The sequence below is a fragment of the Mycobacterium sp. M23085 genome, assembly GCF_045343915.1.
GTDB lineage: Bacteria > Actinomycetota > Actinomycetes > Mycobacteriales > Mycobacteriaceae > Mycobacterium.
Genome location: NZ_CP174280.1, coordinates 2,848,089 through 2,873,811 on the forward strand (window position 1 = coordinate 2,848,089; position 25,723 = coordinate 2,873,811).

The following is a 25,723-nucleotide window of genomic DNA, read 5'->3' on the forward strand; positions in this document are numbered from 1 at the left end:
GTGTGACCGAAATCCCGCTGGATCACCGGTTCACAACGTCTTCGCAGCGACTTGACAACAAGCCCGTCACCGCAGCTCAGGAACTAGATAAGCCCACATAATCCACAGGCTGCTGCGGTATCGTCGCCAACACGCGTAACGCGAGAACCGGGGAGCGAAAATCCAGCAGTTAATGATGCGCCTCAGCCGCAGCCTGCGTAAGTACCGCTGGTTGGTCTTCACAGGCTGGTTGCTGGCATTGGTTCCGGCGGTCTATTTGGCGATGACGCAGTCGGGCAACCTCACCGGCGGTGGGTTCGACGTGGCCGGATCGCAGTCGCTGGCGGTGCACGACCAGCTCGAAGACCTCTACCACGACCAGGGCGGCTCGTCGCTGGCGCTGGTGGCCGCACCCCGGCCCGACGCCAGCTACCAGGACATGAACGACGCCGTCGCGCAGCTGCGACAGATCGCCTCCGGCATCCCGGGCACCACCGAAATCCCCAACCCGGCCCAACGGCCGCCGCAGCCCGACCGGCCGTATGTGTTGTCGGTGCGGCTGGATTCCCGCAACACGAGCGACGTCGCCAAGCAGCTCCGCACCAAGGTCGGCATCAAGGGCGATCAACCCGGTCAGACCGCCAACGGCCGCGTGCGGCTCTACGTCATCGGGCAGGGCGCGCTGTCCGCGGCCGCCGCGGCCAACACCAAGCACGACATCGCCGCCGCCGAAAAATGGAACCTGCCCGTCATCCTGATCGTGCTGCTCGCCGTGTTCGGCTCGCTGGCCGCCGCGGCCATCCCGCTCGCCTTGGGCATCTGCACGGTCGTGGTCACGATGGGCCTGGTCTACCTGCTGTCCGCCTACACCACCATGTCGGTGTTCGTGACCTCGACGGTGTCCATGTTCGGGATCGCGCTCGCCGTGGACTACTCGCTGTTCATCTTGATGCGGTTCCGGGAGGAACTGCGCACCGGGCGCCAGCCCCGCGAAGCCGTCGACGCCGCCATGGCCACCTCCGGGCTGGCCGTGGTGTTGTCCGGGATGACGGTGATCGCCTCACTGACCGGGATCTACGTGATCAACACCCCGGCGCTGAAGTCGATGGCCACCGGCGCCATCCTGGCCGTCGCGGTGGCCATGCTGACCTCGACGACCCTGACGCCGGCGGCGCTGGCGACGTTCGGGCGCGCGGCCGCCAAGCGGTCGGGCTTTTTGCACTGGTCGCGGCGACCGGAGAGCACCCAGTCGCGGTTCTGGAACCGCTGGATCGGCTGGGTGATGCGCCGGCCGTGGATGTCGGCGCTGGCGGCATCGCTGGTGCTGCTCGCGATGGCCGCGCCGGCGGCGTCGATGGTGCTGGGCAACAGCCTGCTGCGCCAGTTCGACTCCTCGCACGAGATCCGCGCCGGGGTGGGCGCCGCGGCCCAGGCCCTGGGTCCGGGCGCGCTGGGCCCCATCCGGGTGCTGATCAACTTCCCGGACGGCGGTGCGGCCTCCCCGGAGCACAGCCACATCGTCGGCGCGATCCGTCAGCGGATGTCGCAGGCACCCAACATCGTCTCGGTGTCGCCGCCGCAATTCGCCGAGGACAACGGCAGCGCGTTGCTGTCCGCGGTGCTGTCGGTGGACCCCGAGGACATGAAGGCCCGCGAGACCGTCGGCTGGATGCGCGCACAGCTACCCAAGGTCGCCGAGGCGGGCACGGCGCGCGTCGACGTCGGCGGCCCGACCGCGCTGATCAAGGACTTCGACGACCAGGTATCCGCGACCGAGCCGCTGGTGCTGGCCATCGTCGCGGCAATCGCGTTCGTGATGCTGCTGGTCTCGGTCCACTCGGTGTTCCTGGCGCTCAAGGGCGTCCTGATGACGTTGCTGTCGGTCGCCGCCGCCTACGGCAGCCTGGTGATGGTGTTCCAGTGGGGGTGGCTGAAGGACCTCGGCTTCGCCCAGATCAGCTCGATCGACAGCACCGTCCCCCCGCTGGTGCTGGCGATGACCTTCGGGTTGTCGATGGACTACGAGATCTTCCTGCTCACCCGCATCCGCGAGCGCTTCCTGCATTCGGGCAACACCCGCGACGCCGTGGCCTACGGCGTCAGTACCAGCGCCCGCACCATCACCAGCGCCGCGCTGATCATGATCGCGGTGTTCGTCGGGTTCGCGTTCGCCGGCATGCCGCTGGTGGCCGAGATCGGCGTGGCCTGCGCGGTCGCGATCGCGGTGGACGCCACCGTGGTGCGGCTGGTGATGGTGCCCGCGCTGATGGCGATGTTCGCCCAGTGGAACTGGTGGCTGCCGGCGTGGCTGTCCCGGGTGCTGCCGTCGGTCGACTTCGACCGGCCGCTGCCGGAGGTCGATCTCGGCGACGTCGTCGTCATCCCCGACGACATCTCGGCCCTGGTGGCGCCCAACGCCGACCTGCGGATGGTGCTCAAGTCCGCCGCGAAGCTCAAGCACCTGGCGCCCGACGCCATTTGCGTGACCGATCCGCTCGCCTTTACCGGCTGCGGCCGCAACGCCCAGGCGTCGCCGGGCGACGACGACGACCAGACCCGCGGCCTGGGGCCCGGGCAGATCCCCCACCAGGTCGCCCTCAGAGAGGAGAAGGTCGGCGCCGGGGTGGGCGCGGCCGAGCAGCGGCCCGGCCCCAACGGCCACACCCCCGGCTCCCCGGCGGCCAAGAAACTGGTCGGCGGCCTGACGTCGCGCAACAGCATCGCCAAGGCGATCGCCGGGACCGACCGGCCCGTTCACCCGGTGACGCTGTGGCGGGGACGGCTGTCGGTGGCCATCGACGCGCTGGAAAGCGCCGCCGTCGGCGACGGACCGCAATACGAGCGGCGCAGCCCGGTGGAGACCACCAACGTGCAGCTGCCCACCGGCGACCGGCTGCTGGTCCCGACCGGTGCCGAGACCCTGCGGTTGAAGGGCTACCTGATCATGTGCCGTAACAGTCGGCGCGACTATGCCGACTTTGCAGACATGGTGGATGTGTTGGAGCCCGAGACCGCCGCGGTGGTGCTGGCCGGAATGGACAGGTATTACTGTTGTAAATCGTCCAGGCGGCAATGCATTGCCACCCAGTTGGTCCGTCGACTCGCGGATCCCAACCCCTGCGACTACCCGGAAGATCAGGGATCGGAAGCCGAGGCCGACTCGGACTGGGAGGCAATCAGGCAGCGCTGCCTGTCCGTGGCCGTAGCGATGCTGGAGGAGGCGAGGTGACGTTGGCACCCGACCGACGCCCTGCGCCGCCGCCCCACCGGCCGGGCCCCGAACAGCATCAACGCGGCAGCGCGCCTTCCGGATCCTTCCAGGACCCCGACCAGCCGGTGGAATTCTGGCCGACCGCGGCCATCCGTTCCGCCCTGCAGGGCGGCGACATCGCGACGTGGAAGCGCATCGCCGGCGCCCTGAAGCGCGACCCTTACGGGCGAACCGCCCGCCAGGTCGAGGAGGTCCTCGAGGGCACCCGGCCCTACGGCATCGCCAAGGCGCTGTGGGAGGTGCTCGAGCGGGCCCGCACCCACCTGGAGGTCAACGAGCGCGCCGAGGTGGCGCGCCATGTGCGGCTCCTGATCGACCGATCGGGTCTGGCCCCGCAGGAGTTCGCGTCCCGCATCGGGGTCACGGCCGAGGAGCTGGACGGCTATCTCGACGGCAGCACCAGCCCGACGGCCGCGCTGATGATCCGGATCCGCCGGTTGTCGGATCGGTTCGTCAAGGTGAAATCCGCTCGGTCCGCCGAGGCCAACTGATCCGCTACCTGACCGGCAGCACATCGGCGACCAGCCAGTCGCTGCCCCGCTTGGTCAGCGTCACCCGCAGCGCCGGCGCCGCCTGACTGGGCGGCTGTCCCGGGGCGTTCTGCGTCACCCGCAGGATTACCGCCACGCTGGCCGCCGACGGCCCGAGGGCCTCGACTCCGGCCGACACCGTGCTGGCTTGTGCGGTGACGTTGTGCTGGGCCAGCTCGGCGCTGGACTTCGTGTACTGCTCCTTGAACGCGGCCGCGTGCTCCGGGACGACCATCGCCGCCGCCCGGTCGATGGAACCGGTCGGGGCGGTGGGGCTGAACGACGCCATCGCCTCGGCCATCCCGGTGGCGATCTGAATCACCTGGCGCGAATCGCTGCTGAAGTCGTGGTCGGCCTTCGTCCAGTGCGTGTAGCCGGTCGCGACGGCCGCGGACAGCGCCGCCGTGCACAGCAGGACCACCGCCAGCCGCAACCCGGGTGCGTCGTCGTCGGTGCCGAGGCTGACCGCGTCGCGGCGCAGCAGCCAGAAATTGACCGCCACGCCCTCGACGATCAGCAGTATCAGCACCGAGCAGGCGGACACCCACCACAGCGGCCAGCCGAGTACCACACCGATGGCCAGCAGGGCCGCGATGGCGGCCAGCGGCGCCAGGACGTCGAAGGCGAACAGCCGCCAGATGTTCCTCATCGGATCCTCACCTGATCGAAGCCAATCCGGAGATCATCTGCTTGCCGTCTACGTCGGAGACGTCCAGCCGCAGGTTCCAGTGCACGGTTTGCGGCTTGGCGCCGACGTTTTCGCTGACCGACGTGGCGACCAGCATCACCGAGTCGGTGCGGCTCGCGAACGGCGGGAGCTTGGTGGTGACTACCTCTCTTGGCGGCCTTGCGCCCGCCGGCTGGGTGTCCAGGTCGTGGTGCACGGTTTCGATCGCCACCGCGTCGATCCGCCCGGCGCTCTTGGACTGCAGCTTCTCCACCACCGCCTTGTACGGCTGCATCGCGGCGTCGAAGTCGGTGTTGAGTTCGCCGACCGTGCCGTCGTGCAGTCGCTGCAGGCTGGCGTCGACGTTGCCGCTGTTCATGTTGATCAGCACGGTTGCCCAGTCGGCCGCGGTCTGCATGGCGCGGCTCAGGTAGCCGCGTTCGGCGACCTGGTCGCGGTGGCCGGACCAGATCATGAATCCGAGCACCACCGCGGCCACCGACAGCACACCGAGCACCGCTGACGCGATGCCGTAATTCGAAAAGACTTCGGCGCTGTCGGATTCGTCTTCGTCGCCGTCGTTCGCGTCGTCGTCCGAGTCGTCGGGGTCGACGTCAACGGCATCTACTTCGGCAGGTGGCTTCGTTCGCTCGCCCTCGGACATGGCCCGATCGTTGCACCCGGGAAAGATGGAAGGATGGCGGGGTGACGAATACGGCCATCCGCTCGGGCATCGACCTGAGCTTTGTCGACGACAGCATCCGCCCCCAAGACGACCTGTTCGGTCACGTCAACGGCCGCTGGCTGGCCGAATACGAGATACCGGCGGACCGGGCGACCGACGGCGCCTTCCGCCAACTGTACGACCGCGCCGAAGAGCAGGTGCGCGACCTGATCGTCGAGGCCAGCGAGCAGGGTTCGGCCGCCGCGGACGACGACGCGCAGCGCATCGGTGACCTGTATGCCAGCTTCCTGGATGAGGACACCGTGCAGCGCCGCGGCGTGCGGCCGCTCCTGGACGAGATGGCGGTGATCGACGACGCCGCCGATGCCGACGCGCTGGCCCGCGCCATCGGCGCGCTGCAGCGCACCGGCGCGGGCGGCGGGGTCGGGGTGTACGTCGACACCGACGCCAAGAACTCGGCGCGCTACCTGGTGCATTTCACCCAGTCCGGCCTCGGGCTGCCCGACGAGTCCTACTACCGCGAGGAGCGGCACGCCGAGGTGCTGGAGGCCTACCCCGCACACATCGCGCGGATGCTCGGCCTGGTGTTCGGCGGGGACCCGGGCGACCACGTGCAGACCGCCGAACGCATCGTCGCGCTGGAGACGAAACTGGCCGAAGCGCACTGGGATGTGGTCAAGCGCCGCGACGCCGAGCTCAGCTACAACCTGCGCACGTTCGCCCAACTTCACGACGAGGCGCTGGGCTTCGACTGGGCGGGCTGGGCCACCGCACTGGGTGCCCGCCCCGAGTCGCTGGCGGAAGTGATTGTCGGCCAACCCGATTACCTGCGCACCTTCGCCGAGCTGTGGCGCAACGAGGATCTCGAGGTGTGGAAGAGCTGGGCACGGTGGCGGCTGATCCGGGCGCGGGCCGCCTTGCTGACCGACGAGCTGGTATCCGCGGACTTCGACTTCTACGGCCGCCTGCTGACCGGCACCGAACAGATCCGGGACCGGTGGAAGCGCGCGGTGTCGCTGGTGGAGAGCCTGATGGGTGACGCGGTCGGAAAGCTTTACGTGCAGCGGCATTTCCCGCCCGGAGCGAAGGCCCGCATCGACGAGCTGGTCGACAACCTGCGGGCGGCCTACCGGATAAGCATCAGCGACCTGGATTGGATGACACCGCAGACCCGGGAACGGGCACTGACCAAGCTGGAGAAGTTCACCGCCAAGGTCGGTTACCCGGCGAAATGGCGTGACTACTCCACGCTGGTGATCGACCGCACCGACCTGTACGGCAACTATCAGCGCGGGTACGCGGTCAACCACGATCGTGAGCTGGCCAAGCTCGGCGGGCCGGTGGACAAAGACGAGTGGTTCATGACGCCGCAGACGGTCAACGCCTACTACAACCCCGGGATGAATGAAATCGTCTTTCCCGCAGCCATTTTGCAGCCGCCGTTCTTCGACGCCGAGGCCGACGACGCGGCCAACTACGGCGGCATCGGCGCGGTGATCGGTCACGAGATCGGCCACGGTTTCGACGATCAGGGCGCCAAATACGACGGTGACGGCAACCTGGTCGACTGGTGGACCGACGCCGACCGAACCGAATTCGGCGCCCGCACAAAGGCTCTCATCGAGCAGTACGACGCCTATACGCCGCGCGGCCTACCTCCCGGCCACCACGTCAACGGCGCCTTCACCGTCGGGGAGAACATCGGCGACCTGGGCGGCCTGTCGATCGCGCTGCTGGCCTACCAGTTGTCGCTGAACGGCCAGCCCGCTCCGGTAATCGACGGCCTCACCGGGGTGCAACGCGTGTTCTACGGCTGGGCCCAGGTGTGGCGCACCAAATCCCGTGAAGCGGAGGCGATCCGGCGCCTGGCGGTGGATCCGCACTCGCCGCCGGAGTTCCGCTGCAACGGGGTGCTGCGCAACATGGACGCCTTCTACGACGCCTTCGAAGGCGCCGACGCCGGCGCCCTGTTTCTGGAGCCGAACCGGCGGGTCAAGATCTGGAACTGACGCCGCTGGGCACCGCGGCGGCCTCGATCCGCGCGGGCACGTGCTTGTGCCATGGCGTGCCGGCATATGGATCGCGCCACTCGGTCGAGGTGAGCACGTTCGGGGCGACGCCGGGAGTGACGGTGCACCCGTCGTCGTCGATGTAATCCAGCCCAAAACCGTTGGGCAGCGCCGCGTGACCGGCCATCATGGTCTCGGTGATCTCGACGGTGGCCTCGGCGCTACCGGCCGCGGTGCTGATGCGCGCCCGACATCCCTGTGTGAAGCCGAGCGTCTGGGCATCCTCGACGCTGACCCGCAGCGCACCGTCGGCGTCGCGTTTGCGCCAGCTCGGGTCGCGGAAGATGTCGTTGGCGGTGTAGGCACGCCGCTCCCCCACCGACAGCACGATCGGGAATTCCGCCGTGGTGAGCTGGGCCGGGGCGCCGGACAGCCCCCGCAATTCGTCGAGCATGGACGGGATCTCCAGCGCGATCTTGTGATCGGAGTGGCTGATCAGCGCGAAGTCGTCCGCGTAGTTGTGCACCGTGAACGTCACCCCCGACGGGTTGTCCAGGATCGCGTCGAACAGGGCGTTGCCGTCGGCGTGCCCGGCTCGCCGCACCGCATCCGGATAGCTCAGCGCGGTCTTTTGGGCAAGGCCCCACAGGGCGGCCGCACCGCGTAACCCATCCGGCAGTGTCGGCCCGAGCGTTTCGTACAGGACATACGGAAGCAGCTGCGCCACAGTGGGATTGGTCGCCGCGGCAGCGAGAAACACCTCGGTGTATGCCTGCCGGCCGTTTTGTGCGGCTTCGTGCAGTGGCCGCAGATCCGCGTCGTCCACCACACCGAGCGCGCGCACCAGCCGCGCCCAGATCTCGGGTTCGGCCAGGGTTCCCGGCAGGGGCTGAAGCAACGGCCGGCGCAGCTGGAAGGTGTTGTGCGGGAATTCCAGGTTGAAGAAGGTGGCTTCCGGCTTCTCGAATTGGGAGGCGGCGGGCAGCACGTAATGTGCCAACCTGGCCGTCTCGGTCATCGCGACGTCGATGACCACCATCAGTTCCAGGGCTGCGAAGGCCTCCCGGCAGGCGGCCGAATTGGCCAGCGAGTGCGCGGGATTGCTGCTTTCCACGATCATGGCCCGAAAGCGGTCCGGATGGTCGGTCAAAATTTCCTCGGGCACCACATTGCTGGGCACCAGTCCGGAGATGATCGGCGCGCCGGTGACCGGTGTGCGCCCGGAGAACTGGCCGAACAGCGGGGCGAAGGACGAATGCAGGTGCTGGCCGCCCTTTTTCGCGAAGTTGCCGGTGAGGATCCAGAGCAACTTGTTCAGGTAGGAGCACAGCGTGCTGTTCGGGGCCTGCTGCACGCCGAGGTCTTCGAACACCGACACGCTGGCGGCCGAGCCGATGCGCCGTGCCGCCGCGCGCAGCAGCTCCAGGTCGACCCCGCAATGCCGGGCGTAGTCGGCCACCGGGACCTCGCGCAGCGCGGCGCGCACGGCATCCGCGCCGCGCACATGCTGGCCGAGAAAGGTTTCGTCGCAAAGGTTTTCCTGGACGAGGATGGCGGCCAGCGCGGCCAGGCACCACGCATCGGTGCCGGGTCGCACCCGCAGGTGAAAGTCGGACATCTTGGCGGTGTCGGTGACCACCGGATCGAGGACGATCATCGACCGGGCCGGGTCTTTGGCGATCTCGTTGAGCACCACCCGGGCCCGCGGGAAGCTCTGCGACATCCACGGGTTCTTCCCGACGAATACCGCGACTTCGGCGTGCTCGAATTCGCCCCGGGTGTGACCGCCGTAGAGGTGCCCGTCGATCCAGGCCTCACCGGTCTTCTCCTGCGCCAGCGCATTTGACCGGTAGCGCGAGCCCAAGGCCTTCAGGAAGGCGCCGCTGTACGCCCCACCCAGGTGATTGCCCTGTCCGCCGCCGCCGTAGTAGAAGATCTTGTCGCCGCCGTAGCTGTCGCGAATGTGCTTGAACCCCTCGGCGATCTCCACGATCGCGGTGTCCCAATCGATCTCTTCGTAGCTGCCGTCGGCGCGGCGGCGCAGCGGGGAGGTCAGCCGGACGCCACTGTTCTGATAGTGGTCCAGCCGCAGCGCTTTGTTGCAGGTATAACCCTGCGAGGCCGGGTGCGCCTTGTCGCCGCGGATGTGGGCCAGCCGGCGGTCTTCGACTTGGACGACGATGCCGCAGTTGCATTCGCACAGGATGCAGGCGCTGGGGTGCCATTCACCGGTCATCGCGGGGTTTCCTTTCCGATGGGGGCGCCGCCGCCAGCAGCAGGTCGCGCAACTGGTGGTGGACGACGTCGAGGGGCGTCAGGTCGCGTCGCACCCGCGCGAGCACGATGGCACCTTCGAGCGAGGTGGTGGCGAGCACCGCCAAGTCGCGAGCACGCTCCGGCGGAAGGCCGTCGGCAATCAACCGCGCGGCGATCAGGCCGTTCCACCGGTCGAAGACCGCCGCGGCGCGCTCGATCACCACGCGTTCGGCGTCGTGGGGCTCCCCCGCTTCAATGGAGACCGCCACAATCGGGCACCCGGCGCGGAAGTCGCTGTCGAGCAGCTGCCGGCGGTACTTGTCGATCAACGTGTCCACCAGTTGCAGACCGTTGGCGGCGCCGGTGACGAGGGCAGCGACGTGGTCACCCGCATAGTCGACGGCCTCGCAGAGCAGCTGCGTGCGCCCGCCGGGGAAGTAGTGGTAGGCCGATCCGCGGGGCGCGCCACTGTGCTCGAGCACGTCGGAGATCGCGGTAGCGTGCGCGCCCCGCTCCCGGATCAGCAGTGCGGCGGAAACGACCATCCGCTCGCGTGGACCACGCATCGCAGCTCCTCAAGCGTCGGGGCTTATGTATGATGCTATACATAATTCGCCGGCCGGCGAAAGCCCCTCATTTCGGCGCGCGCGTCAGGGAGCGTCTCGGCCGGCGCACGAACGCGAAATCGCCCATCTCCGTGAGGAAATGGGCGATTCTGCGTCGGTGATGCGGGTTAGTTCATCCAGTCGGCGGATCCGTCGTTCTTCTTGTAGTTGCCTCCGCTGGAGTTCTTCACGACGATCGGGTCACCCGGACCGAAGTTGTCGAAGAACCACTTGGCGTTGCTGGGGCTGATGTTGATGCACCCGTGGCTGACGTCGCGCTTGCCCTGGTCATCCACCGACCACGGCGCGCTGTGCACGTAGTCGCCGACGTTGTCGAAGCGGACCGCGTCCTCCACCGTCACCTTGTAACCGTAGGTCGAATTGACCGGGACCCCGTAGGTCGAGGAGTCCATCACCACCGACGCCTTCTTGTCCTGCACGTAGTAGGTGCCGTTGGGGGTTTGGTGATTGCCCGACGTCATGCCCATCGACATCGGGAAGGTCTTCTCCACGGTGCCGTTGCGGGTGATGGTCAGCTGGTGAGTCGCGTCGTCGGCCGTGGCGATCAGCGTGTCGCCGGTTTGGAAGGTGGACACGGTGCCACCGGCGTCGACGGTCACCGCGGTGTGCGCGGGCCAGAAATTGATTGGGCGCCAACGCAACTGGGTTGGGGTCATCCAGTAGAACTTGCCCGGTACCGGCGGGACCGACGAGACGTGCACGGCGCCGATCGCCGCGTCGGCGTTGTCCACCGGTCCGGGGAAGTTGATGATGATCGGCTGGCCCACACCGACGGTCGAGCCGCTCTTGGGCACCAACGACGGCGGCCCGAACGGCGGCGTACCGGTGAACGGCGTGGGGTTCTGCCCGTCGGCCGAGGTCGCGACCGGCTGTGCCCCCGGGGGCATCCACGGCGGCGGTGCCAGCGGGTTGGGCGGCGGCGGCGCCGCCAGCGGGTCAGCAGGTGGCGGGGGCGCCAGCGGGTCGGGCGGCGGGGGCGGGGGCGGAGCCGCGACCGCACCCGGGTCAGCGGGGGCCGGGTCCGGATCCGCCAGTGCGGGACCCGCGCTCAGTACCAGTGCCAAGCCCACCACGGACGCCAAGCCGGTGGTGCTCAGAGCGGCGAAGAGGCCCTTCTTGATACCGGCCCTCGTCCAGCCCGACATATGCATACCTCCACTCGTGTTCTCGACACAGTGTGGCATAGGACCCCTGCCAGCTACCGTCACCGGCGCCGGCCGGCGCCCCGGAGTGGGCGGTGATTGCCGGGTTGACCTGGGCGGCTATGAATCGGGTGAGCTTGTCGGAGCAACGTCGAGCATCCGCCGGTTGGCCGCGATGCCGACCAGCGCGACGGCCATCAGGACCGCCGAAGCGGTCAGCATCATCGTGATGCTGCGCTCATAGAGCAGGCCACCGGCCAGCGAGCCGGCCATGATGCCGACCTGAAACGCGGTCACGTAGAACCCCGACGCGCCGTCGGGGTCATCGGCCCCGTTGCGCATCGCCGCGGATTGCATCATCGGTGAGACCGCGGTGGCCATCGCGCCCCACAGCACGATGGCGGCGGTCCCGATGAGCGCGGTGGCCACGCCGCTTCTACCCCCGACCGCCAGCCCGGTCAGCACCACGAAAGCCGCCGTCAACCCCGTGATGCACAGGATGATGGCGCTCTTGGGCCGGTGGTCCAGCGGCCGGGCCACCAGCGGCAACGACAGCAGGCCGGCCAGGCCGTAGGCGGCCAGCACGAAGGCGAGGTTCGGCCCGCGCACCCCGAGGACGTTGCGGATCAGCTCGACGATGTAGGTGTAGGACACGAAGTGGCCGGTGACCGCGATCATCGCCAGCACGCTCACCAGGATCAGCCGGGGATTGCGGTGGTGACGGGAGCGCGGACCCACGTGGGCCAGCTGGCCGGGGGTGAGCATCATCTCCGGCAGCATCGCCCGGGCGGCGACCGTGACGGCGGCGGCCGCGACGGTGACGCAGACGACGGCCAGGCGCCAGCCCCACATCAGGCTCAGGGCCGCGGTCAGCGGGCTCCCGACGACCAGCGCGAGGCTGGTGCCGACATAGATCGACATGGTGGCGCGCCCGGCGTGGGTCGGCGGTACCAGCCGGGTCGCGATGGGTGCGATGACCGCCCACAGCAGGCCGTGGGTGATGGCGCAGAGCACCCGCCCGGTGGCCAGCACCGCGAAATTGGGCGCCAGCGCCGAGATCACCTGCGAGGCGGTCAGGCAGGTCAGGCTGAGCATCAGCGCGCGCCGCCGGGGCCAGTGCGCGGTCCAGCGCACCAGCGGAAACGTCGTCAGGGCCGCCACGAAGGCATACCAGGTCAACAGCGTTCCCACCGCGAACAGGCTGACGTGCAGGTCGCGAGCGATGGCCGGCAGCGCGCCGACCGGCAGGATCTCGGCGGTGACGTAGGTGAAGGCGGCGGCGGCCAGCACAGCCAACTGGGCCGCGATCCGTGGGGTCCACGTTCGCGCGGCGGCATTGGTTTCGGCAGTCATGGCGTCTGTATCGGCCGGACTACCCACTTCCTGGGTTGTCGCGCCTAATGCGATCACACTGCCTTACCGTACGGACCGCAACTACGCCTCCCCCCGAATCAGGGCCGAGACACGGGTCTCAACTAGGTCACCGATCAGGAACGAACCAGGCGCGCGATTGCGGCCGAGGCCTCGGCGAGCTTGGTGTCGGCCTCCTCGCCGCCGTCGGCGACGGCGCGGGTGACGCAGTGGTTCAGATGCTCGTCGAGCAAACTCAGGGCGACCGAACGCAAGGCGCTGTTGACGGCGCTGACCTGGGTGAGGACGTCGATGCAGTACTTGTCTTCCTCGATCATCCGGGCGATGCCCCGCACCTGGCCCTCGATCCGCCGCAGCCGCTTGGCGTAATTGTCCTTCTGCTGCGAGTACCCGTGGTCGTCCGTCATCTGTCACCCCTGCTGAATCGCCCGCCTGCGGCGGCATCACGCCGGACTCCAGCTTATACCCCGTTGGGGTATCACCCCGGAAGATGGCATCGCGACTGGCCAGCGCATACTTGAACAATGCCCACCACCGATTCGGCTGCAACCGCCGACATCAAGCCGCGTAGTCGTGACGTCACCGACGGCCTGGAGAAGGCCGCCGCCCGTGGCATGCTGCGGGCGGTAGGCATGGGAGACGAAGACTTCGCCAAGCCGCAGATCGGGGTCGCCTCGTCCTGGAACGAGATCACCCCGTGCAACCTGTCGTTGGACCGGCTTGCCAAGGCGGTCAAGGAGGGCGTGTTCTCCGCCGGTGGATACCCGCTGGAGTTCGGCACGATCTCGGTGTCCGACGGCATCTCGATGGGCCACGAGGGCATGCACTTCTCGCTGGTGTCGCGCGAGGTGATCGCCGACAGCGTCGAGACGGTGATGCAGGCCGAGCGCCTGGACGGCTCGGTGCTGCTGGCCGGCTGCGACAAGTCGCTGCCCGGGATGCTGATGGCCGCCGCCCGGCTCGACCTGGCCTCGGTGTTCCTCTACGCGGGATCCATCCTGCCCGGGGTCGCCAAGCTGTCCGACGGCAGCGAGCGCGAGGTCACCATCATCGACGCGTTCGAGGCGGTGGGCGCCTGTGCCCGGGGCCTGATGCCCCGCGAGGACGTCGACGCCATCGAGCGCGCGATCTGTCCCGGCGAGGGCGCGTGCGGCGGCATGTACACGGCCAACACGATGGCCAGCGCCGCCGAGGCACTGGGCATGTCGCTGCCGGGCAGCGCGGCGCCGCCGGCCACCGACCGCCGCCGCGACGGGTTCGCGCGGCGCAGCGGTGCGGCCGTCGTCGAGCTGCTGCGGCGCGGCATCACCGCCCGCGATATCCTCACCAAGGAAGCGTTCGAGAACGCGATCGCGGTGGTGATGGCGTTCGGCGGCTCCACCAACGCGGTGTTGCACCTGCTGGCCATCGCCCACGAGGCCGACGTGGAGTTGTCGCTCGACGATTTCAGCCGGATCGGGTCCAAGGTGCCGCACCTGGCCGACGTCAAGCCGTTCGGCCGCCACGTCATGTCGGACGTCGACCACATCGGCGGCGTGCCGGTGATGATGAAGGCGCTGCTGGATGCCGGGCTGCTGCGCGGCGACTGCCTGACGGTGACCGGCGCGACGGTGGCCGAGAACCTGGCCGAGATCGCGCCGCCCGACCCGGACGGCAAGGTGTTGCGGGCACTGAGCAATCCCATTCACCCGACCGGCGGCATCACCATCCTGCGCGGTTCGCTGGCGCCCGAGGGGGCGGTGGTCAAGTCGGCCGGCTTCGATTCCGACGTGTTCGAGGGCACCGCAAGGGTTTTCGACGGCGAGCGGGCGGCGCTGGACGCTTTGGAGGACGGCACCATCACCAAGGGTGACGCCGTGGTGATCCGCTACGAGGGGCCCAAGGGCGGCCCCGGCATGCGCGAGATGCTGGCCATCACCGGCGCCATCAAGGGCGCCGGTCTGGGCAAGGACGTGCTGTTGCTGACCGACGGCCGGTTCTCCGGCGGTACCACCGGCCTGTGCGTGGGCCACATTGCACCCGAGGCGGTCGACGCCGGACCCATCGCGTTCCTTCGGGACGGCGACCGCATCCGCCTGGACGTGGCCAACCAGTTGCTCGACGTGCTGACCGATCCCGCCGAATTCGAGTCTCGGCAAAAGGGTTTCACCCCGCCGGAGCCGCGCTACAAAACCGGCGTGCTGGCCAAGTACGTGAAGCTGGTCAGCTCGGCCGCGATCGGTGCGGTCTGCGGCTGATCGTCGCCCAGCAGGACGTCGCCGGCCCGGAGCAGCGCTGAGCCCTAACGCACCAACGCGAGCGCGAAGCCGTCCCAACGCTTGGAACCCACCGTCTGGATCACCGCGGTGTCAAGCCGCGGATCCTCTCCCATCGCCTGCAGGGTCTCACGCACCGCCCGTGCTTGGGGGTCAGACTCCGGTTCGAGAATCTGCCCCTCACGAATCACGTTGTCGGCCACAATGACCGCGCCCGGACGGGCCAATCGCACCGCCCAGTCCAGGTACGCCGGGTAGTTCTCTTTGTCGGCGTCGATGAAGATCAGATCGAAGGGACCGGTCAGCGTCGGCAGCGTGTCCAGCGCGGCCCCGACGATCACCTCGACGCGGTCGGCGAGGCCGGCCCGGTCCAGGTTGCCCCGCGCCACCTCGGCATGCTTGGGCTCGTATTCCAGTGTCACCACTCGCCCTTGCGGGCCGGCGCCACGCGCCAGCCAGATGGTGCTGAAACCACCCAACGTGCCGAGCTCAAGGATGCTTCGCGCCCCGATGGCGCCGGCGAGCAGGCTCAAGAACTTCCCTTGTTGCACCGAAACCGCGATCGGTGGCAATCCGGCCGCGTCGCTGGCCTCCAGGGCCGCGCTCAACACCGGATCGCCGTCCGCCACGGTGCTGTCCAAGAATGCGTCGACATCTTTGGGAGTTGGTTGGTCGGTCATGGCGCCCAGGCTAGCGGGTGCCCGACGGTGTTGGCCCGGCAGCCGGGTTGGTGTCGCACCGATCACGGCCATTTACGGTATACCCATGGGGGGTATATAGTAAGGGGGCGGTCGACCCGCACCGCAGGAGTCACCACAACGAGAAAAGGGTGAGTTAAATGGCGAACTACGAGGCCGGTACCGAGCTGACATGCGGCCACGAAGGCTGCGGCTGTCGCGTCCGCATCGAGGTCCCCTGCCACTGCTCGGGTTCGGGTGAGCCGTACCGCTGCACGTGCGGCGACGAGCTGGTTCCCGTCAAGTAACCGCCGGCCCGGTCGTGCGTTGGGGCGTGTGCCCGTGTAGTCAGCGCCCGAACGTACGACCGGTCAGCTCTACCGTGGCTTGCAGCCGCATCGCGATCGCCGACGCACCCACCGCCGCCGTGTAGGCGCCCGGTCGGATCCGCCAGCTCCTGGCGCCGGCGTCGTAGCGGGCGAGCAGGCGCGGGTCCGCCTCGACGGTCACCCGGCGGGTGCCCCCCGGCGCCAGCTCCACCCGCGCGAAGCCCAGCAATCGTAGGCACGGGTAACCTGCGGCGGCCGTCAGGTACAGCTGGGCCACATCCGCCCCGGCGCGGTCGCCGACATTGACGACGGTGAAACTGGCCCGGAGGGTGTCATCGCCGCTGATCACCAGGTCGCGGTAGTCAAAGCTGGTGTAGGACAACCCATGACCGAACGCGAACATCGGTTCGTGACCGCGCGCGGCGAACCAGCGGTAGCCGACGTCGGCTCCTTCGAAATAGTCGATCGTGGTCGGTGTTCCCCACGGTGCACCGGCGCCGGGCAGCTGCGGACGCGGCGTCTGGGCCAGATCGACCGGAAAGGTGATCGGCAGCCGGCCCGACGGATTCACCTTCCCGGTGAGGATCTCTGCGATGGCCCGGGCACCGGCCTGGCCCGGAAACCATGCTTGCGCAACGGCATTCACCGAGCCGTGCCAAGGCATCGATACCGGATTGCCGGTTTCCAGCACCACCACGGTGTTGGGGTTGGCGTCCGCCACCGCCGTGATCAGCTGGTCTTGACCCCACGGCAGCGACAGGTCGGCGATGTCGAAGCCCTCGCCCTCCGCACGAACCGCGAACACGATCACGATGTCGGCACCGCGCGCCGCCCGCACCGCCTCGGCGCGACTGATCCCGGGATCGAACTCGATCTCGGACTGCGGCAGCAGCTTTCGTAACTCTTCCACCGGGCTCGACGGCAGCAGGTAGAGATTGCGCAGCCCGGCCTCCAAACCTGTGCCACCGATCGGAACCACACCCGCGTATCCACCCGGCGGCACGACGGTGCTGGAACCGTATCCGGCCGGCACACCCACGTGTGCGTATCCGCCGATGACGGCGATGCGCGTGCCCGGCCGGGGCGCCAACGGCAACAGCCCTCGATTGGTGAGCAACACCGTTCCCTGCCGCGCGACGGTCAGCGCAATCTCGTTGTGCGCGGCCAGGTCCGGCGGCGGTACGGTGCCGGCGTCGTCGACACCGACGGCGAACATGGACCGCAGGATCCGGCGGACCATGTCCGACAGGCGCTCCTTGGGCAGCCCGCCCTCGGCGTACGCGTCGCGCAGCGGGGCACCGAAGGGCTCGGCCTGCCACAACACCGCGTCGATCTGGGCCCCGCACTCCTGATCGAGTCCGGCCAGGGCGCACTGCCAGCTCGGCGTGGCACCCCAATCCGACATCACCCACCCGCGGTAGCCCCAGGCGCCCTTCAGCACGTCGTCGAGTAAGACGGCGTTCGCCGCGGCGTAGTCGCCGTTGACCTTGTTGTAGGCGGCCATCACGGCGCCGGGTTGCGAACGCTCGATCGCCAATTCGAAAGCCAGCAAATCGGATTCGCGGTGCGCATCGGGATCGATGACGGCGTCCAGGAAGTGCCGATTGGTTTCGTTGCAGTTCAGTGAGTAGTGCTTGACCGTCGAGATGACGCCGTGGCGCTGGATGCCGTCGATCGACTCGGCGGCCATCGTGGCGGTCAACAGCGGGTCCTCGGATTGGTATTCGAAATTGCGGCCGTTGCGCGGGTCGCGGACCAGGTTCATCGCGCCGGCGAGCTGTACGTTGAACCCGCGGCTGCGGGCTTCGCGGCCGATCACCTCTCCCGCGGCCCGGGCCAGCGCCGGATTGAAGCTGGCGGCCAGCGCCAGACCGGCGGGCAGCGCGGTGGCCGTGTCGCCCGGGCGGAATCCGGGGTTGGTGACGCCCAGGCCGGCATCGCTCATCAGCAGTGCGGGCACACCGAGCCGGGGAACCCCCGGCACGTATCCCGCGCACATCGGGGCGTTTTCGGGGATGCGTTCGTCGCGCACCGGCCACGTGTCGCCGGCCCCCATAACCGAGACCAGCAGCGCGAACCGCTCGTCGTCGGTCATCTGGGCTTCGACCTCGCACGCCCGCGCGTCGGGGTCGACGGGGTTCACCGGGCGCCCTCTTTGGCGTAGACCACCCGCAGCACGTGCCCCAGTTCCGGTCCCATCACCAGCTCCGTCAGCTCACACATCGTCGCGACGAACTCGGGTCCGTGCGGCGGCCCGGCCTGGCACAAATGATGCGCAACTTCATGCAGTACCACCAGCTCGCGCAGCGCCCAGTCGGCGGTGTCGCGGTCGGGGACCGCGATAATGCCTGTGCCGTCGTGGTTTTCGTAGTGCGCCGCGCTGGCGGCGCGCCGTCCCCGGACCCGTAGCGGCGGCACATCGGGCCAGCGCCGCCGCACCGCGGGGAGCGCCAGCACGTCGTCCACATAGCGCTGCGCGGAGGCCACCGAACCGAATCGCCCCTCCGGGGGCAGCGTCAGCTGGGTGCCGAAGAACTCCACCACCGGCGAACCGTGCTGGGCGGTGCGGTCGAACAGCATTCGGATGAACTCCTCGGCGGCATAGACCTTGGAGCGTTGAGAATCCCGCCGTGGCGAGTTCCCCGCAGTCACCCGCTCAGTGCGCTCCGCGCCCCGGGGAGCTCGGGACTGTTGCCCAGGCGCGCTCGCTTGCCGGCCCGATCGCCGGCGCGCCGCGCCGCCGAGGAATACCCGGCCGAGGCCCGGCTGGCCTGCCAGGTACCGCGCGCCTTCGATGCGCCGCGGTAGTAGTCCACCAGCTCGATCTCCTTGTCCCGCAACGCGATAGCGGTGCCCGGCGCACGACGACGGTCCCTGGTGGCTTCCTGCCGGGCCTGCTCGCGTGCCTCGGACAACCGCTGGCCGACCCGCGCCCCGAACGCCAGCTGAAAGTTGAGCCGGGCGGTGATGGTCGGCGTGGGACGATGCGCGCCCGAGGCCAGATAGGCGTCGGATGCGCGGACCATTTGGACCACCAGGCTGGCGTACAAGGCGTGACTGGCGTCGATGTCCTCGACGAACCCGTAGGCGTACACGAAGGTCGAATTGGATGCCACATCGCAACGGACGTCGTTGGCGGCCGCGATCAGCACGAACAACTGGACGTAGGTGCGTAGGCCTTTGGTGCCGGCCTCCCCGATGGTGATGGTGCGCTGCGTCGGCGCCTGCGCCGCCGACCGCTGGGCCGAATGGGAGCGCGCCACCGCGAGATCGATGGACGAGGCCGTCGCGAGCCGCTGCGCGGCCGACATGAACGCGTCGGCCTCGTGGGTGTTGTCGGTGCTCTCGGCCTGACGCAGCAGGGCGGCGATACGCGCCAGCATCTTGTCGTCAGTCATAGCGCCGCTCCTCTTCATCGCTTCGTCCCCCGCAAGCGGGCGGTACCCCCACTGCATCGTCGCCAGCGCGAGTCATAGGCGACAAACTACGGGAGAGTGCCGACATGCCGGCCTCACAGCCGGGCGGTGATCCAGGCGACCACGTCATCGAGCACCTGCTCGCGCTCGGGCTCGTTGAAAACCTCGTGGTAGAGCCCCGGATAGATTTTCAGCTCGACATCGGTGGACCCCACACACTCGACGAGGCGACGGCTGCCATCGACGGATATCAGCCGGTCCCGCTCCCCGTGTACCACCAGCAGCGGCGCCGTCAGCGCCGGCGCCCGCTGCGGCATGGTCTCGCCGACCTGCAGCAGCGCGCGGCCGATGCCGGCCGGCACCTTGCCGTGGTACACCAGCGGGTCCTCTTTGTAGGCCGCCACCACCGCCGGGTCCCGGGAGATGGCGTCGACGTCAAGTTCCTGCGCCGGCAGCCCCGGCACGACGGCGCCGAGCACCTTGGCGGCCAGCGCCAGCAGCGGCGAGACCTGATCCTGGGCCGCCACGGCGGGCCCCGACAGCACCATCAGGTCGTAGTTGTCCGGGCGTTCGACGCCGTAGGCGAACACGATCCCGCCGCCCATGCTGTGCCCCAACACGACGCACTTGAGGCCGTGATGTTCGCGGGTGGCGATGCCGACCAGGGTGTCGAAGTCGGAGGTGTACTCGTGGATGTCGCGCACCAGCACCCGTTTTCCGCCGGAGCGGCCGTGCCCCCGATGGTCCAGCGCATAGGTGACCAGGCCGGCCTCGCCGAAGCGCTGGGCGACGTGGTCGTAGCGTCGGGCGTACTCGCCGAGACCGTGTGACAGCACCAGGACCGCCCGCGGTGCGGTATCGGGTGTCCAGACGTCGTAGACGATGCGCACACCGCCGAACCCGTCGAAACTGCGTTCGCTGCGGTTCACTCGGAGGTCCTCATCATTAGGGGCAGCGTAATGGCTGTTGATGCGGGCCGCCTCGCCCGACACTGCGTAGGCTCATCCGGATGAGCCTTCTCGCGCAGAACTCTGAAGGTGACCCGGCGGCCGGCGCGGACTTCTCGGCGCACGCCGAACCGTATCGGCGCGAGCTGCTGGCCCATTGCTACCGGATGACCGGATCCCTGCACGATGCGGAGGACCTGGTGCAAGAGACCCTGCTACGGGCCTGGAAGGCGTACGACCGGTTCGAAGGCAAGTCCTCGATGCGGACCTGGCTGCATCGCATCGCCACCAACACCTGCCTGACCGCGCTTGAGGGGCGCCAGCGCAGGCCGCTGCCCGTGGGGCTGGGCGGTCGGAGCTCCGACCCGACCGCCGAGCTGGTGGAGCGACGCGAGGTGCCGTGGCTGGAGCCGCTACCGGAACTGACCGAGCATCCGGCCGACCCGTCGGTCGTCGTCGGGTCGCGGGAGTCGGTGCGGCTGGCGTTCGTCGCTGCGCTGCAATACCTTCCGCCACGACAACGGGCGGTGCTGTTGCTGCGCGACGTGCTGGGCTGGCGCTCCGCCGAGGTGGCCGAGGCGGTCGGCAGCACCACCACCGCCGTCAACAGCCTGCTGCAGCGGGCCCGGTCCCAGCTCGAGGCCGCCGGTCCCAGCTCCGAAGACGCGCTGGTGCAGCCGGATTCACCCGAAGCCCAGGACCTGCTGGCGCGCTACATCGCCGCGTTCGAAACCTACGACGTCGATGGACTGGTCGACCTGTTCACCGCGGAGGCGATCTGGGAGATGCCGCCATACACCGGGTGGTATCGGGGCGCGCGGGACATCGTCACCCTGATTCATCAGCGGTGCCCGGCGGAGGGCAGCGGGGACATGAGCATGCTGCCGTTGATCGCCAACGGCCAGCTCGCCGCGGCGATGTACATGCGCGCCGGCGAGGTCCACGTCCCCTTTCAGCTACATGTGCTGGATGTGCAGGGCGGCAAGGTATCCCACGTCGTAGCCTTCCTCGACGACAGCTTGTTCGCCAGGTTCGGCCTGCCCGCTTCGCTGCCCGCGAGCCAGACCTGAGAGGTTGCTGTCATGGCGAACACCGCCCAGGTGACACCCGTGCCGGGCACGCCGGCGCTGCTGTTGAGCGCCTTCGACCTGGCCGACGTGGGCTATGCCGTCGAGGAGTTCTTCGTCGCCGGCACCGCCTCCCGCTACCGCCCGGTGAGCGAGCTGGGCCCCGACGGCCGCTGGGACGTAACCGCTTCGGGTTCGGCCGAGTACAGCAACCGCATCGTGGCGTTGACGCCGACCGACCCGGCGCGGTTCAACGGGACGGTGCTCGTCGAATGGCTCAACGTGAGCGGTGGCATCGACGCCGCCGCCGTGTGGATGATGGCCCACCGCGAAATGCTGCGCTCCGGCTACGCCTACGTGGCGGTCTCGGCCCAGCGGGTGGGCGTCGAGGGCGGCGAAAGCTTGTTGGGCGCGGACATGTCACTGAAAAGCCAAGACCCGCAACGGTATGCGGCCCTGCACCATCCGGGTGACGAGTTCCCCTACGACATCTTCTCCCAGATCGGCACGCTCATCAAAGGTGCCGAACACGGCGCCATCCTGCGCAACCTGCCCGCGCAACGCGTCATCGCAGTGGGCGAATCCCAGTCCGCGATGTTCCTCACCACCTACATCAACGCCGTCGACCCGGTGGCCCCCGTCTACGACGGATTCCTGGTGCATTCCCGGTTCGGTCCGGCCGCTCCGCTGGACGGCAGCTCGATTTTCGACGAATCCCGCGTGACGCAGGCGGTGACGTTCCGCCCGGATTTGCGCGTGCCATTGCTCGCGGTGGTCACCGAGACCGACGTCTTCGGCGGACCCCGCGAGGGCTACTACTTCGCCAGGCAACCGGACAACGAACGGCTGCGGGTGTGGGAGATCGCCGGCGCCGCCCACGCCGACAACTACACGATCCAGGTGGCGTTCATCGACAACGGTTCGGCACCGCTGGAGGCCATCGTGGCCGGCTATAAGCCGACAAACGTGTTGATGGGCCAGCAACTGGCGCACCACATCAACTTCGGCCCGCAGCACCACTACGTGGTGCAGGCGGCGCTCGCGGCGCTGGACACCTGGGTCGCCACCGGCGAACCCGCGCCGGGCGCTGACCCGCTCGAGGTGTCCGAAAGCGCTGCGCCGCAACCCGTTCCGGACGGCAACGGACTCGCCCAGGGTGGCATCCGCACCCCATGGGTCGACGTACCGGTCGCCAGGACGTCAGGGCTTGGTGGCAACGAGAGCATCATGTCGTCGATCTTCGGCTCCGGAGAGCCGTTCGACGCCAATACAATTCAGCGTCTCTACCCGGGCGGCAGCAGCCAATACCTGCAGAGCTTCACCGCGGCCCTCGACGAGGCGATCGGCTCCGGGTTCATCCTGCCTGCCGACCGCGCCGAAATTTTGCAGCTCGCCGCCGCAACGTATCCCGGCAAGCGGGCTTAGACCCGATCGCCCAGCTCCTCACTCGCGCCGTTCCGGCGCTCACCGTCGCCGAGCTAGACCCGATCGCCCAGCTCCTCACTCGCGCCGTTCCGGCGCTCACCGTCGCCGAGCTAGGCCCGATACCCCGGCTCCTCACTCCCGCCGTTCCGGCGCTCACCGTCGCCGAGCTAGACCCGATCGCCCAGCTAGAACAGCCGGCTGTCGGGCGGCGGCCCCTGCACCGGGCGGACCAATCCGGCCCCGGTGACCATCGGCAGGTCCAGTGCCGACAGCAGACCGGGCGGGGCCGCGCACACCGCCGGGATGGCATTCACCATGCGTGAGGCGCCCGCGATGCGCGCACCCAGGTCGTGGTCGTGGTCTTCGGCCATCTCGAATTCGCACCGCATGCTCGGGGAGCCCTCGATCTCCACGCGGTAGAGGCCCTGTCCGGAGGCCAACCCGTAGCCCAGGTCCTTCGGCGGGATCGAGATGTGCGGCTGCGGCCAGTCGGGGGCGATGTCGTCGCGCATCCGCGTCACGTGGTCGATCACGAAAGTCGGCTTACCGTCGACATAACCGGTGAGGGTGGAGCGCATCGCGGCGATGGTTCCGGCCGCGATGTGACCGGTCGGGGTGTCGAAGGACTCGGTGGCGGGAATCCGCTCGTTGCTCTCCTCAATGTTGTCGATCTTGACGCCCAGGCCGGCGGCCAGCTGGTGCAGCACCGGACCCCAGCCGAAGGTGAAGATGCCCGGTTGGGCCGCGAAGGCCGGGTAGTCGGGCTGCTGGCCGAATCCGAGGATCTCGTAGACAGCGGACTTGTCCGGATAGGTCGCGTAGTTGAACATCTCGGTCACCCGCACCGACTCGATCGCCCGCGAGACGCCGGTGAGCACCAGTGGCAGCACGTCATTGGCGAACCCGGAGTCGATGCCGGTGGTGAAGAACGACACACCGCCGTCGAGCGCGGCCTGTCGCAGCGGGCCGGTGAAGGCGACGTCGAGCCCGTCGGGAAACACCAGCGGCACGACCGAGCAGGACACCACGTTCTTGCCGGACCGCAGGATCGAGACCATGTCGGCCGTAGCATCAAGCGGCCGCAGGTTGGCGCCGGCCGCGTAGACCACCACGTCGGCATCGCCGGCCAGCAGGGCCGACGGGTCCTGGGTGGCCACCACGCCGACCGGCGCAATGCCGCACAACTCCCCGGCATCGCGGCCGGCTTTCCGGTCGCTGTGCACCACGACGTCCACCAGTTCCAGCCCCGGGTGGTCGATCACCCCACGCAGGGCGATCACGCCCATCGAGCCCGGCCCCCAAACTCCCACCTTGATCACGACGGTCTCCTAATATTAGGACGTATACGCTTGCATTTTGGACGGATCGTAGGGAGGTGACGGTGGATACGTCAATGGCAAAGACCCGCGCCGGACCGGGCGCCAAATCCCCTCCCACCGCCCGCGTGATGGATGTCCTTGCCGCCCTGGCGAATTCGTCGGGCGGTCTGACCTCGGCCGAACTGGCGAAGACCTGCGCGATCAGCACCTCGACCTGTGCCCTGGTACTGGCCGAGCTGGAACGGCGCGCCTGGGTGGCGCGTCGCGGTGATCGCCGCTACGTGCTGGGCAGCGGCTTGTTCGGGTTGGTCCACGGGCTGCGCGAGCAGTTTCCGCTGCTGGATCGGGGGCGGGACGCGCTGCGCTTCCTGCACGACGCGCTCGGGGCGGGCTGTTCGATGTCGAGAATCGGCGCCAAGCATTTGACCACCGTCGACGCGGTCGGCCACGGCACCGACGGCGAACACGCGGTGGGCCAGCGCTTCCCCATCGATCCGCCGTTCGGCCTGGTCGCCATGGCCTGGCGGGACGACGACTTCGTGCAAGGCTGGCTACACCGCGTGATGCCCCGGCTCACCCGCACCGAAATCGCCGACCACCAGCGGGTACTGGCCGATATCCGGGCCCGCGGCTACGGCGCATGGCGGTTCGACGACACGCACCGGTCGCTGCACACTCGGCTCGCCGACGTGCTGGCCTCGCTGGAGCCGACGGCCCAGGTCACCCGCCAGCTCACCACCCTGATGACGATGGTTACCCTGCGGTCGGTCACCGACACGCTCGAGAGAGATTTGGCGACAACAGAATTCGTGGTGCTACCGATATTCGGCCTTGACGGCCAGCCGGAGTACCAGATCGAGATCCACCTGGGTCACTCCAGCGGGCTGACCTTGCCGGAGCTCGACACCGCGCTGCGGCACGCTCAGGGGCTGCTCACCGCGGCGGTGACCTGATCCGGGAAGAGATTAGGCTGGCACGATGTCGGCCACCACCGAGATCCGGCGTGCGGCAGGCCGGGCCGTTACCAGCACCCCCTGGCTGACCTCCCGGCACTCGTTCTCCTTCGGCGACCACTACGACCCGGACAACACTCATTTCGGGCTGCTGTTGGTGAACAACGACGACATCGTCTCGCCGGGAAAGGGATTCGATACCCACCCGCACCGGGACATGGAGATCGTCACCTGGGTGCTGCGTGGCGAACTGTCGCATCAGGACTCCGCCGGCAATTACGGGGTGATCTATCCCGGCCTGGCACAACGGATGTCGGCCGGCAGCGGAATCCTGCACTCCGAGCGGAACGACTCGCACACGGAGCCGGTACATTTTGTGCAGATGTGGGTGGTCCCCGATGAGCCCGGTGTCCAACCGAGCTACCAACAGCATGAGATCGACGAGAAGCTGTTGGCGGACGATCTCGTGACGATCGCCTCAGGGAGATCCGCCCATGACGCCGCGATCACGCTGCACAATCGCAACGCCGCGCTGCACGGCACCCGCTTGGCGGCCGGAACGGCGGTGAGCCTTCCAGAGGCCCCCTACCTGCACCTTTTCGTAGCCCGGGGCGCGGTCAACGTGGAGGGGATCGGCGCTGTGTACGAGGGCGACGCGCTGCGATGCACCGATGCCGGCGGCCGGCGGGTGTCGGCGAGCGAGCCGTCGGAACTGCTGGTCTGGGAGATGCACGCGAAGCTGGGTGACTGACGATAGAGGGGCTCGCGCCGCAGCCCATAGAGTGGGCACGACAGACAG

General features: G+C 68.5%; 21 protein-coding genes and 2 pseudogenes. 9 read left to right on the forward strand and 14 right to left on the reverse strand.

All coding sequences use genetic code 11. The features are described from left to right. Positions 1–172: 172 nt before the first annotated feature. Positions 173–3,208: an MMPL family transporter gene (locus ACIUM1_RS13065; RefSeq protein WP_406813120.1), complete on the forward strand. Its 3,036-nt coding sequence runs from the start codon at positions 173–175 to the stop codon at positions 3,206–3,208. Beyond that, the gene (locus ACIUM1_RS13070) at positions 3,205–3,741 is read left to right on the forward strand and encodes an XRE family transcriptional regulator (RefSeq protein WP_406813121.1); all 537 of its coding nucleotides are present in this window, start codon (positions 3,205–3,207) and stop codon (positions 3,739–3,741) included. Before ACIUM1_RS13065 ends, ACIUM1_RS13070 begins: the two co-directional genes overlap by 4 nt. A gap of 4 nt (positions 3,742–3,745) precedes the next feature. Here the strand turns inward: ACIUM1_RS13070 and ACIUM1_RS13075 are convergent, their stop codons facing one another. Both ACIUM1_RS13075 and ACIUM1_RS13080 read right to left on the reverse strand, forming a co-directional pair. Further along, positions 3,746–4,429 carry a hypothetical protein gene (locus tag ACIUM1_RS13075; RefSeq protein WP_406813122.1) on the reverse strand — a complete coding sequence of 228 codons (684 nt, stop codon included), beginning with the start codon at positions 4,427–4,429 and terminating at the stop codon, positions 3,746–3,748. Between the two features lie 7 nt (positions 4,430–4,436). Further along, positions 4,437–5,111 (reverse strand): hypothetical protein, encoded by a 675-nt coding sequence (locus ACIUM1_RS13080; RefSeq protein ID WP_406813123.1) that lies wholly within the window; start codon positions 5,109–5,111, stop codon positions 4,437–4,439. Positions 5,112–5,152: 41 nt separating this feature from the next. Here ACIUM1_RS13080 and ACIUM1_RS13085 point away from each other — a divergent pair, with 41 nt between their 5' ends. Then, on the forward strand, positions 5,153–7,141 hold the full coding sequence (locus tag ACIUM1_RS13085; protein ID WP_406813124.1) for a M13 family metallopeptidase: 1,989 nt from the start codon (positions 5,153–5,155) through the stop codon (positions 7,139–7,141). Here the strand turns inward: ACIUM1_RS13085 and ACIUM1_RS13090 are convergent. The 5 genes from ACIUM1_RS13090 to ACIUM1_RS13110 form a co-directional block, all read right to left on the reverse strand. Continuing rightward, the gene (locus ACIUM1_RS13090; protein ID WP_406813125.1) at positions 7,125–9,377 is read right to left on the reverse strand and encodes a molybdopterin-dependent oxidoreductase; all 2,253 of its coding nucleotides are present in this window, start codon (positions 9,375–9,377) and stop codon (positions 7,125–7,127) included. The two genes, ACIUM1_RS13085 and ACIUM1_RS13090, sit on opposite strands and share 17 nt — an antisense overlap. Next, entirely contained in the window at positions 9,367–9,963 is a 597-nt protein-coding gene (locus tag ACIUM1_RS13095) for a TetR/AcrR family transcriptional regulator (protein ID WP_406813126.1), read from the reverse strand. Before ACIUM1_RS13095 ends, ACIUM1_RS13090 begins: the two co-directional genes overlap by 11 nt. Positions 9,964–10,130: 167 nt before the next feature. After that, positions 10,131–11,168: a L,D-transpeptidase family protein gene (locus ACIUM1_RS13100; RefSeq protein WP_406813127.1), complete on the reverse strand. Its 1,038-nt coding sequence runs from the start codon at positions 11,166–11,168 to the stop codon at positions 10,131–10,133. Positions 11,169–11,285: 117 nt separating this feature from the next. After that, a complete protein-coding gene (locus tag ACIUM1_RS13105; RefSeq protein WP_406813128.1) occupies positions 11,286–12,518 on the reverse strand; it encodes an MFS transporter in 1,233 nt (410 codons plus the stop codon). Positions 12,519–12,652: 134 nt separating this feature from the next. Further along, positions 12,653–12,943 carry a metal-sensitive transcriptional regulator gene (locus tag ACIUM1_RS13110; RefSeq protein ID WP_406813129.1) on the reverse strand — a complete coding sequence of 97 codons (291 nt, stop codon included), beginning with the start codon at positions 12,941–12,943 and terminating at the stop codon, positions 12,653–12,655. Positions 12,944–13,060: 117 nt separating this feature from the next. Between ACIUM1_RS13110 and ilvD the strand changes: the two genes are divergently transcribed. Beyond that, complete coding sequence (gene ilvD, locus ACIUM1_RS13115) at positions 13,061–14,773, forward strand: dihydroxy-acid dehydratase (protein WP_406813130.1); 1,713 nt, start codon at positions 13,061–13,063, stop codon at positions 14,771–14,773. Positions 14,774–14,817: 44 nt separating this feature from the next. Here the strand turns inward: ilvD and ACIUM1_RS13120 are convergent, their stop codons facing one another. Next, the gene (locus ACIUM1_RS13120) at positions 14,818–15,471 is read right to left on the reverse strand and encodes an O-methyltransferase (protein ID WP_406813131.1); all 654 of its coding nucleotides are present in this window, start codon (positions 15,469–15,471) and stop codon (positions 14,818–14,820) included. 158 nt (positions 15,472–15,629) lie between these two features. On the opposite strand from ACIUM1_RS13120, the gene mymT reads away from it, so the two are divergent. After that, entirely contained in the window at positions 15,630–15,776 is a 147-nt protein-coding gene (gene mymT, locus ACIUM1_RS13125) for a metallothionein MymT (protein WP_406813132.1), read from the forward strand. Between the two features lie 40 nt (positions 15,777–15,816). Here the strand turns inward: mymT and ACIUM1_RS13130 are convergent, their stop codons facing one another. The 5 genes and pseudogenes from ACIUM1_RS13130 to ACIUM1_RS13150 form a co-directional block, all read right to left on the reverse strand. Further along, positions 15,817–17,892, reverse strand: a complete 2,076-nt coding sequence (locus tag ACIUM1_RS13130; protein ID WP_406817663.1) for a beta-glucosidase — start codon at positions 17,890–17,892, stop codon at positions 15,817–15,819. 44 nt (positions 17,893–17,936) lie between these two features. Further along, complete coding sequence (locus ACIUM1_RS13135; protein WP_406817664.1) at positions 17,937–18,377, reverse strand: TIGR04338 family metallohydrolase; 441 nt, start codon at positions 18,375–18,377, stop codon at positions 17,937–17,939. A gap of 68 nt (positions 18,378–18,445) precedes the next feature. Next, positions 18,446–19,195, reverse strand: coding sequence for a DUF2786 domain-containing protein (locus ACIUM1_RS13140; protein ID WP_406813133.1), 750 nt, complete (start codon positions 19,193–19,195; stop codon positions 18,446–18,448). Further along, positions 19,188–19,265: pseudogene (locus tag ACIUM1_RS13145) on the reverse strand (hypothetical protein); the annotation flags it as partial. The gene ACIUM1_RS13140 and the pseudogene ACIUM1_RS13145, both read right to left, overlap by 8 nt. A gap of 43 nt (positions 19,266–19,308) precedes the next feature. After that, positions 19,309–20,103, reverse strand: coding sequence for an alpha/beta hydrolase (locus ACIUM1_RS13150; RefSeq protein WP_406817665.1), 795 nt, complete (start codon positions 20,101–20,103; stop codon positions 19,309–19,311). Here ACIUM1_RS13150 and ACIUM1_RS13155 point away from each other — a divergent pair. Both ACIUM1_RS13155 and ACIUM1_RS13160 read left to right on the forward strand, forming a co-directional pair. Continuing rightward, positions 20,096–21,230 (forward strand): annotated as a pseudogene (locus tag ACIUM1_RS13155) (sigma-70 family RNA polymerase sigma factor). The gene ACIUM1_RS13150 and the pseudogene ACIUM1_RS13155 sit on opposite strands and share 8 nt — an antisense overlap. Positions 21,231–21,242: 12 nt before the next feature. Further along, complete coding sequence (locus ACIUM1_RS13160; RefSeq protein WP_406813134.1) at positions 21,243–22,652, forward strand: alpha/beta hydrolase domain-containing protein; 1,410 nt, start codon at positions 21,243–21,245, stop codon at positions 22,650–22,652. Between the two features lie 185 nt (positions 22,653–22,837). Here ACIUM1_RS13160 and ACIUM1_RS13165 read toward each other — a convergent pair whose 3' ends face one another. Beyond that, a complete protein-coding gene (locus ACIUM1_RS13165) occupies positions 22,838–23,971 on the reverse strand; it encodes a dihydrodipicolinate reductase (RefSeq protein ID WP_406813135.1) in 1,134 nt (377 codons plus the stop codon). Between the two features lie 128 nt (positions 23,972–24,099). Here ACIUM1_RS13165 and ACIUM1_RS13170 point away from each other — a divergent pair, with 128 nt between their 5' ends. Continuing rightward, positions 24,100–24,924, forward strand: a complete 825-nt coding sequence (locus ACIUM1_RS13170; RefSeq protein WP_406817666.1) for a MarR family transcriptional regulator — start codon at positions 24,100–24,102, stop codon at positions 24,922–24,924. Positions 24,925–24,949: 25 nt separating this feature from the next. Further along, positions 24,950–25,675, forward strand: a complete 726-nt coding sequence (locus ACIUM1_RS13175; protein ID WP_406813136.1) for a pirin family protein — start codon at positions 24,950–24,952, stop codon at positions 25,673–25,675. Positions 25,676–25,723: the final 48 nt, after the last annotated feature.

What these genes read in the sequence shown, in the direction of transcription:
- mymT (WP_406813132.1), top strand. Translation starts at nt 15,630, where the DNA reads ATGGCGAACTACGAGGCCGGTACCGAGCTGACATGCGGCCACGAAGGC.
- ACIUM1_RS13080 (WP_406813123.1), bottom strand. Translation starts at nt 5,111, where the DNA reads ATGTCCGAGGGCGAGCGAACGAAGCCACCTGCCGAAGTAGATGCCGTT.
- ACIUM1_RS13140 (WP_406813133.1), bottom strand. Translation starts at nt 19,195, where the DNA reads ATGACTGACGACAAGATGCTGGCGCGTATCGCCGCCCTGCTGCGTCAG.
- ACIUM1_RS13095 (WP_406813126.1), bottom strand. Translation starts at nt 9,963, where the DNA reads ATGCGTGGTCCACGCGAGCGGATGGTCGTTTCCGCCGCACTGCTGATC.
- ACIUM1_RS13130 (WP_406817663.1), bottom strand. Translation starts at nt 17,892, where the DNA reads ATGACCGACGACGAGCGGTTCGCGCTGCTGGTCTCGGTTATGGGGGCC.
- ACIUM1_RS13135 (WP_406817664.1), bottom strand. Translation starts at nt 18,377, where the DNA reads ATGCTGTTCGACCGCACCGCCCAGCACGGTTCGCCGGTGGTGGAGTTC.
- ilvD (WP_406813130.1), top strand. Translation starts at nt 13,061, where the DNA reads ATGCCCACCACCGATTCGGCTGCAACCGCCGACATCAAGCCGCGTAGT.
- ACIUM1_RS13170 (WP_406817666.1), top strand. Translation starts at nt 24,100, where the DNA reads ATGGATGTCCTTGCCGCCCTGGCGAATTCGTCGGGCGGTCTGACCTCG.
- ACIUM1_RS13100 (WP_406813127.1), bottom strand. Translation starts at nt 11,168, where the DNA reads ATGTCGGGCTGGACGAGGGCCGGTATCAAGAAGGGCCTCTTCGCCGCT.
- ACIUM1_RS13110 (WP_406813129.1), bottom strand. Translation starts at nt 12,943, where the DNA reads ATGACGGACGACCACGGGTACTCGCAGCAGAAGGACAATTACGCCAAG.
- ACIUM1_RS13075 (WP_406813122.1), bottom strand. Translation starts at nt 4,429, where the DNA reads ATGAGGAACATCTGGCGGCTGTTCGCCTTCGACGTCCTGGCGCCGCTG.
- ACIUM1_RS13090 (WP_406813125.1), bottom strand. Translation starts at nt 9,377, where the DNA reads ATGACCGGTGAATGGCACCCCAGCGCCTGCATCCTGTGCGAATGCAAC.
- ACIUM1_RS13175 (WP_406813136.1), top strand. Translation starts at nt 24,950, where the DNA reads ATGTCGGCCACCACCGAGATCCGGCGTGCGGCAGGCCGGGCCGTTACC.
- ACIUM1_RS13120 (WP_406813131.1), bottom strand. Translation starts at nt 15,471, where the DNA reads ATGACCGACCAACCAACTCCCAAAGATGTCGACGCATTCTTGGACAGC.
- ACIUM1_RS13065 (WP_406813120.1), top strand. Translation starts at nt 173, where the DNA reads ATGATGCGCCTCAGCCGCAGCCTGCGTAAGTACCGCTGGTTGGTCTTC.
- ACIUM1_RS13160 (WP_406813134.1), top strand. Translation starts at nt 21,243, where the DNA reads ATGGCGAACACCGCCCAGGTGACACCCGTGCCGGGCACGCCGGCGCTG.
- ACIUM1_RS13105 (WP_406813128.1), bottom strand. Translation starts at nt 12,518, where the DNA reads ATGACTGCCGAAACCAATGCCGCCGCGCGAACGTGGACCCCACGGATC.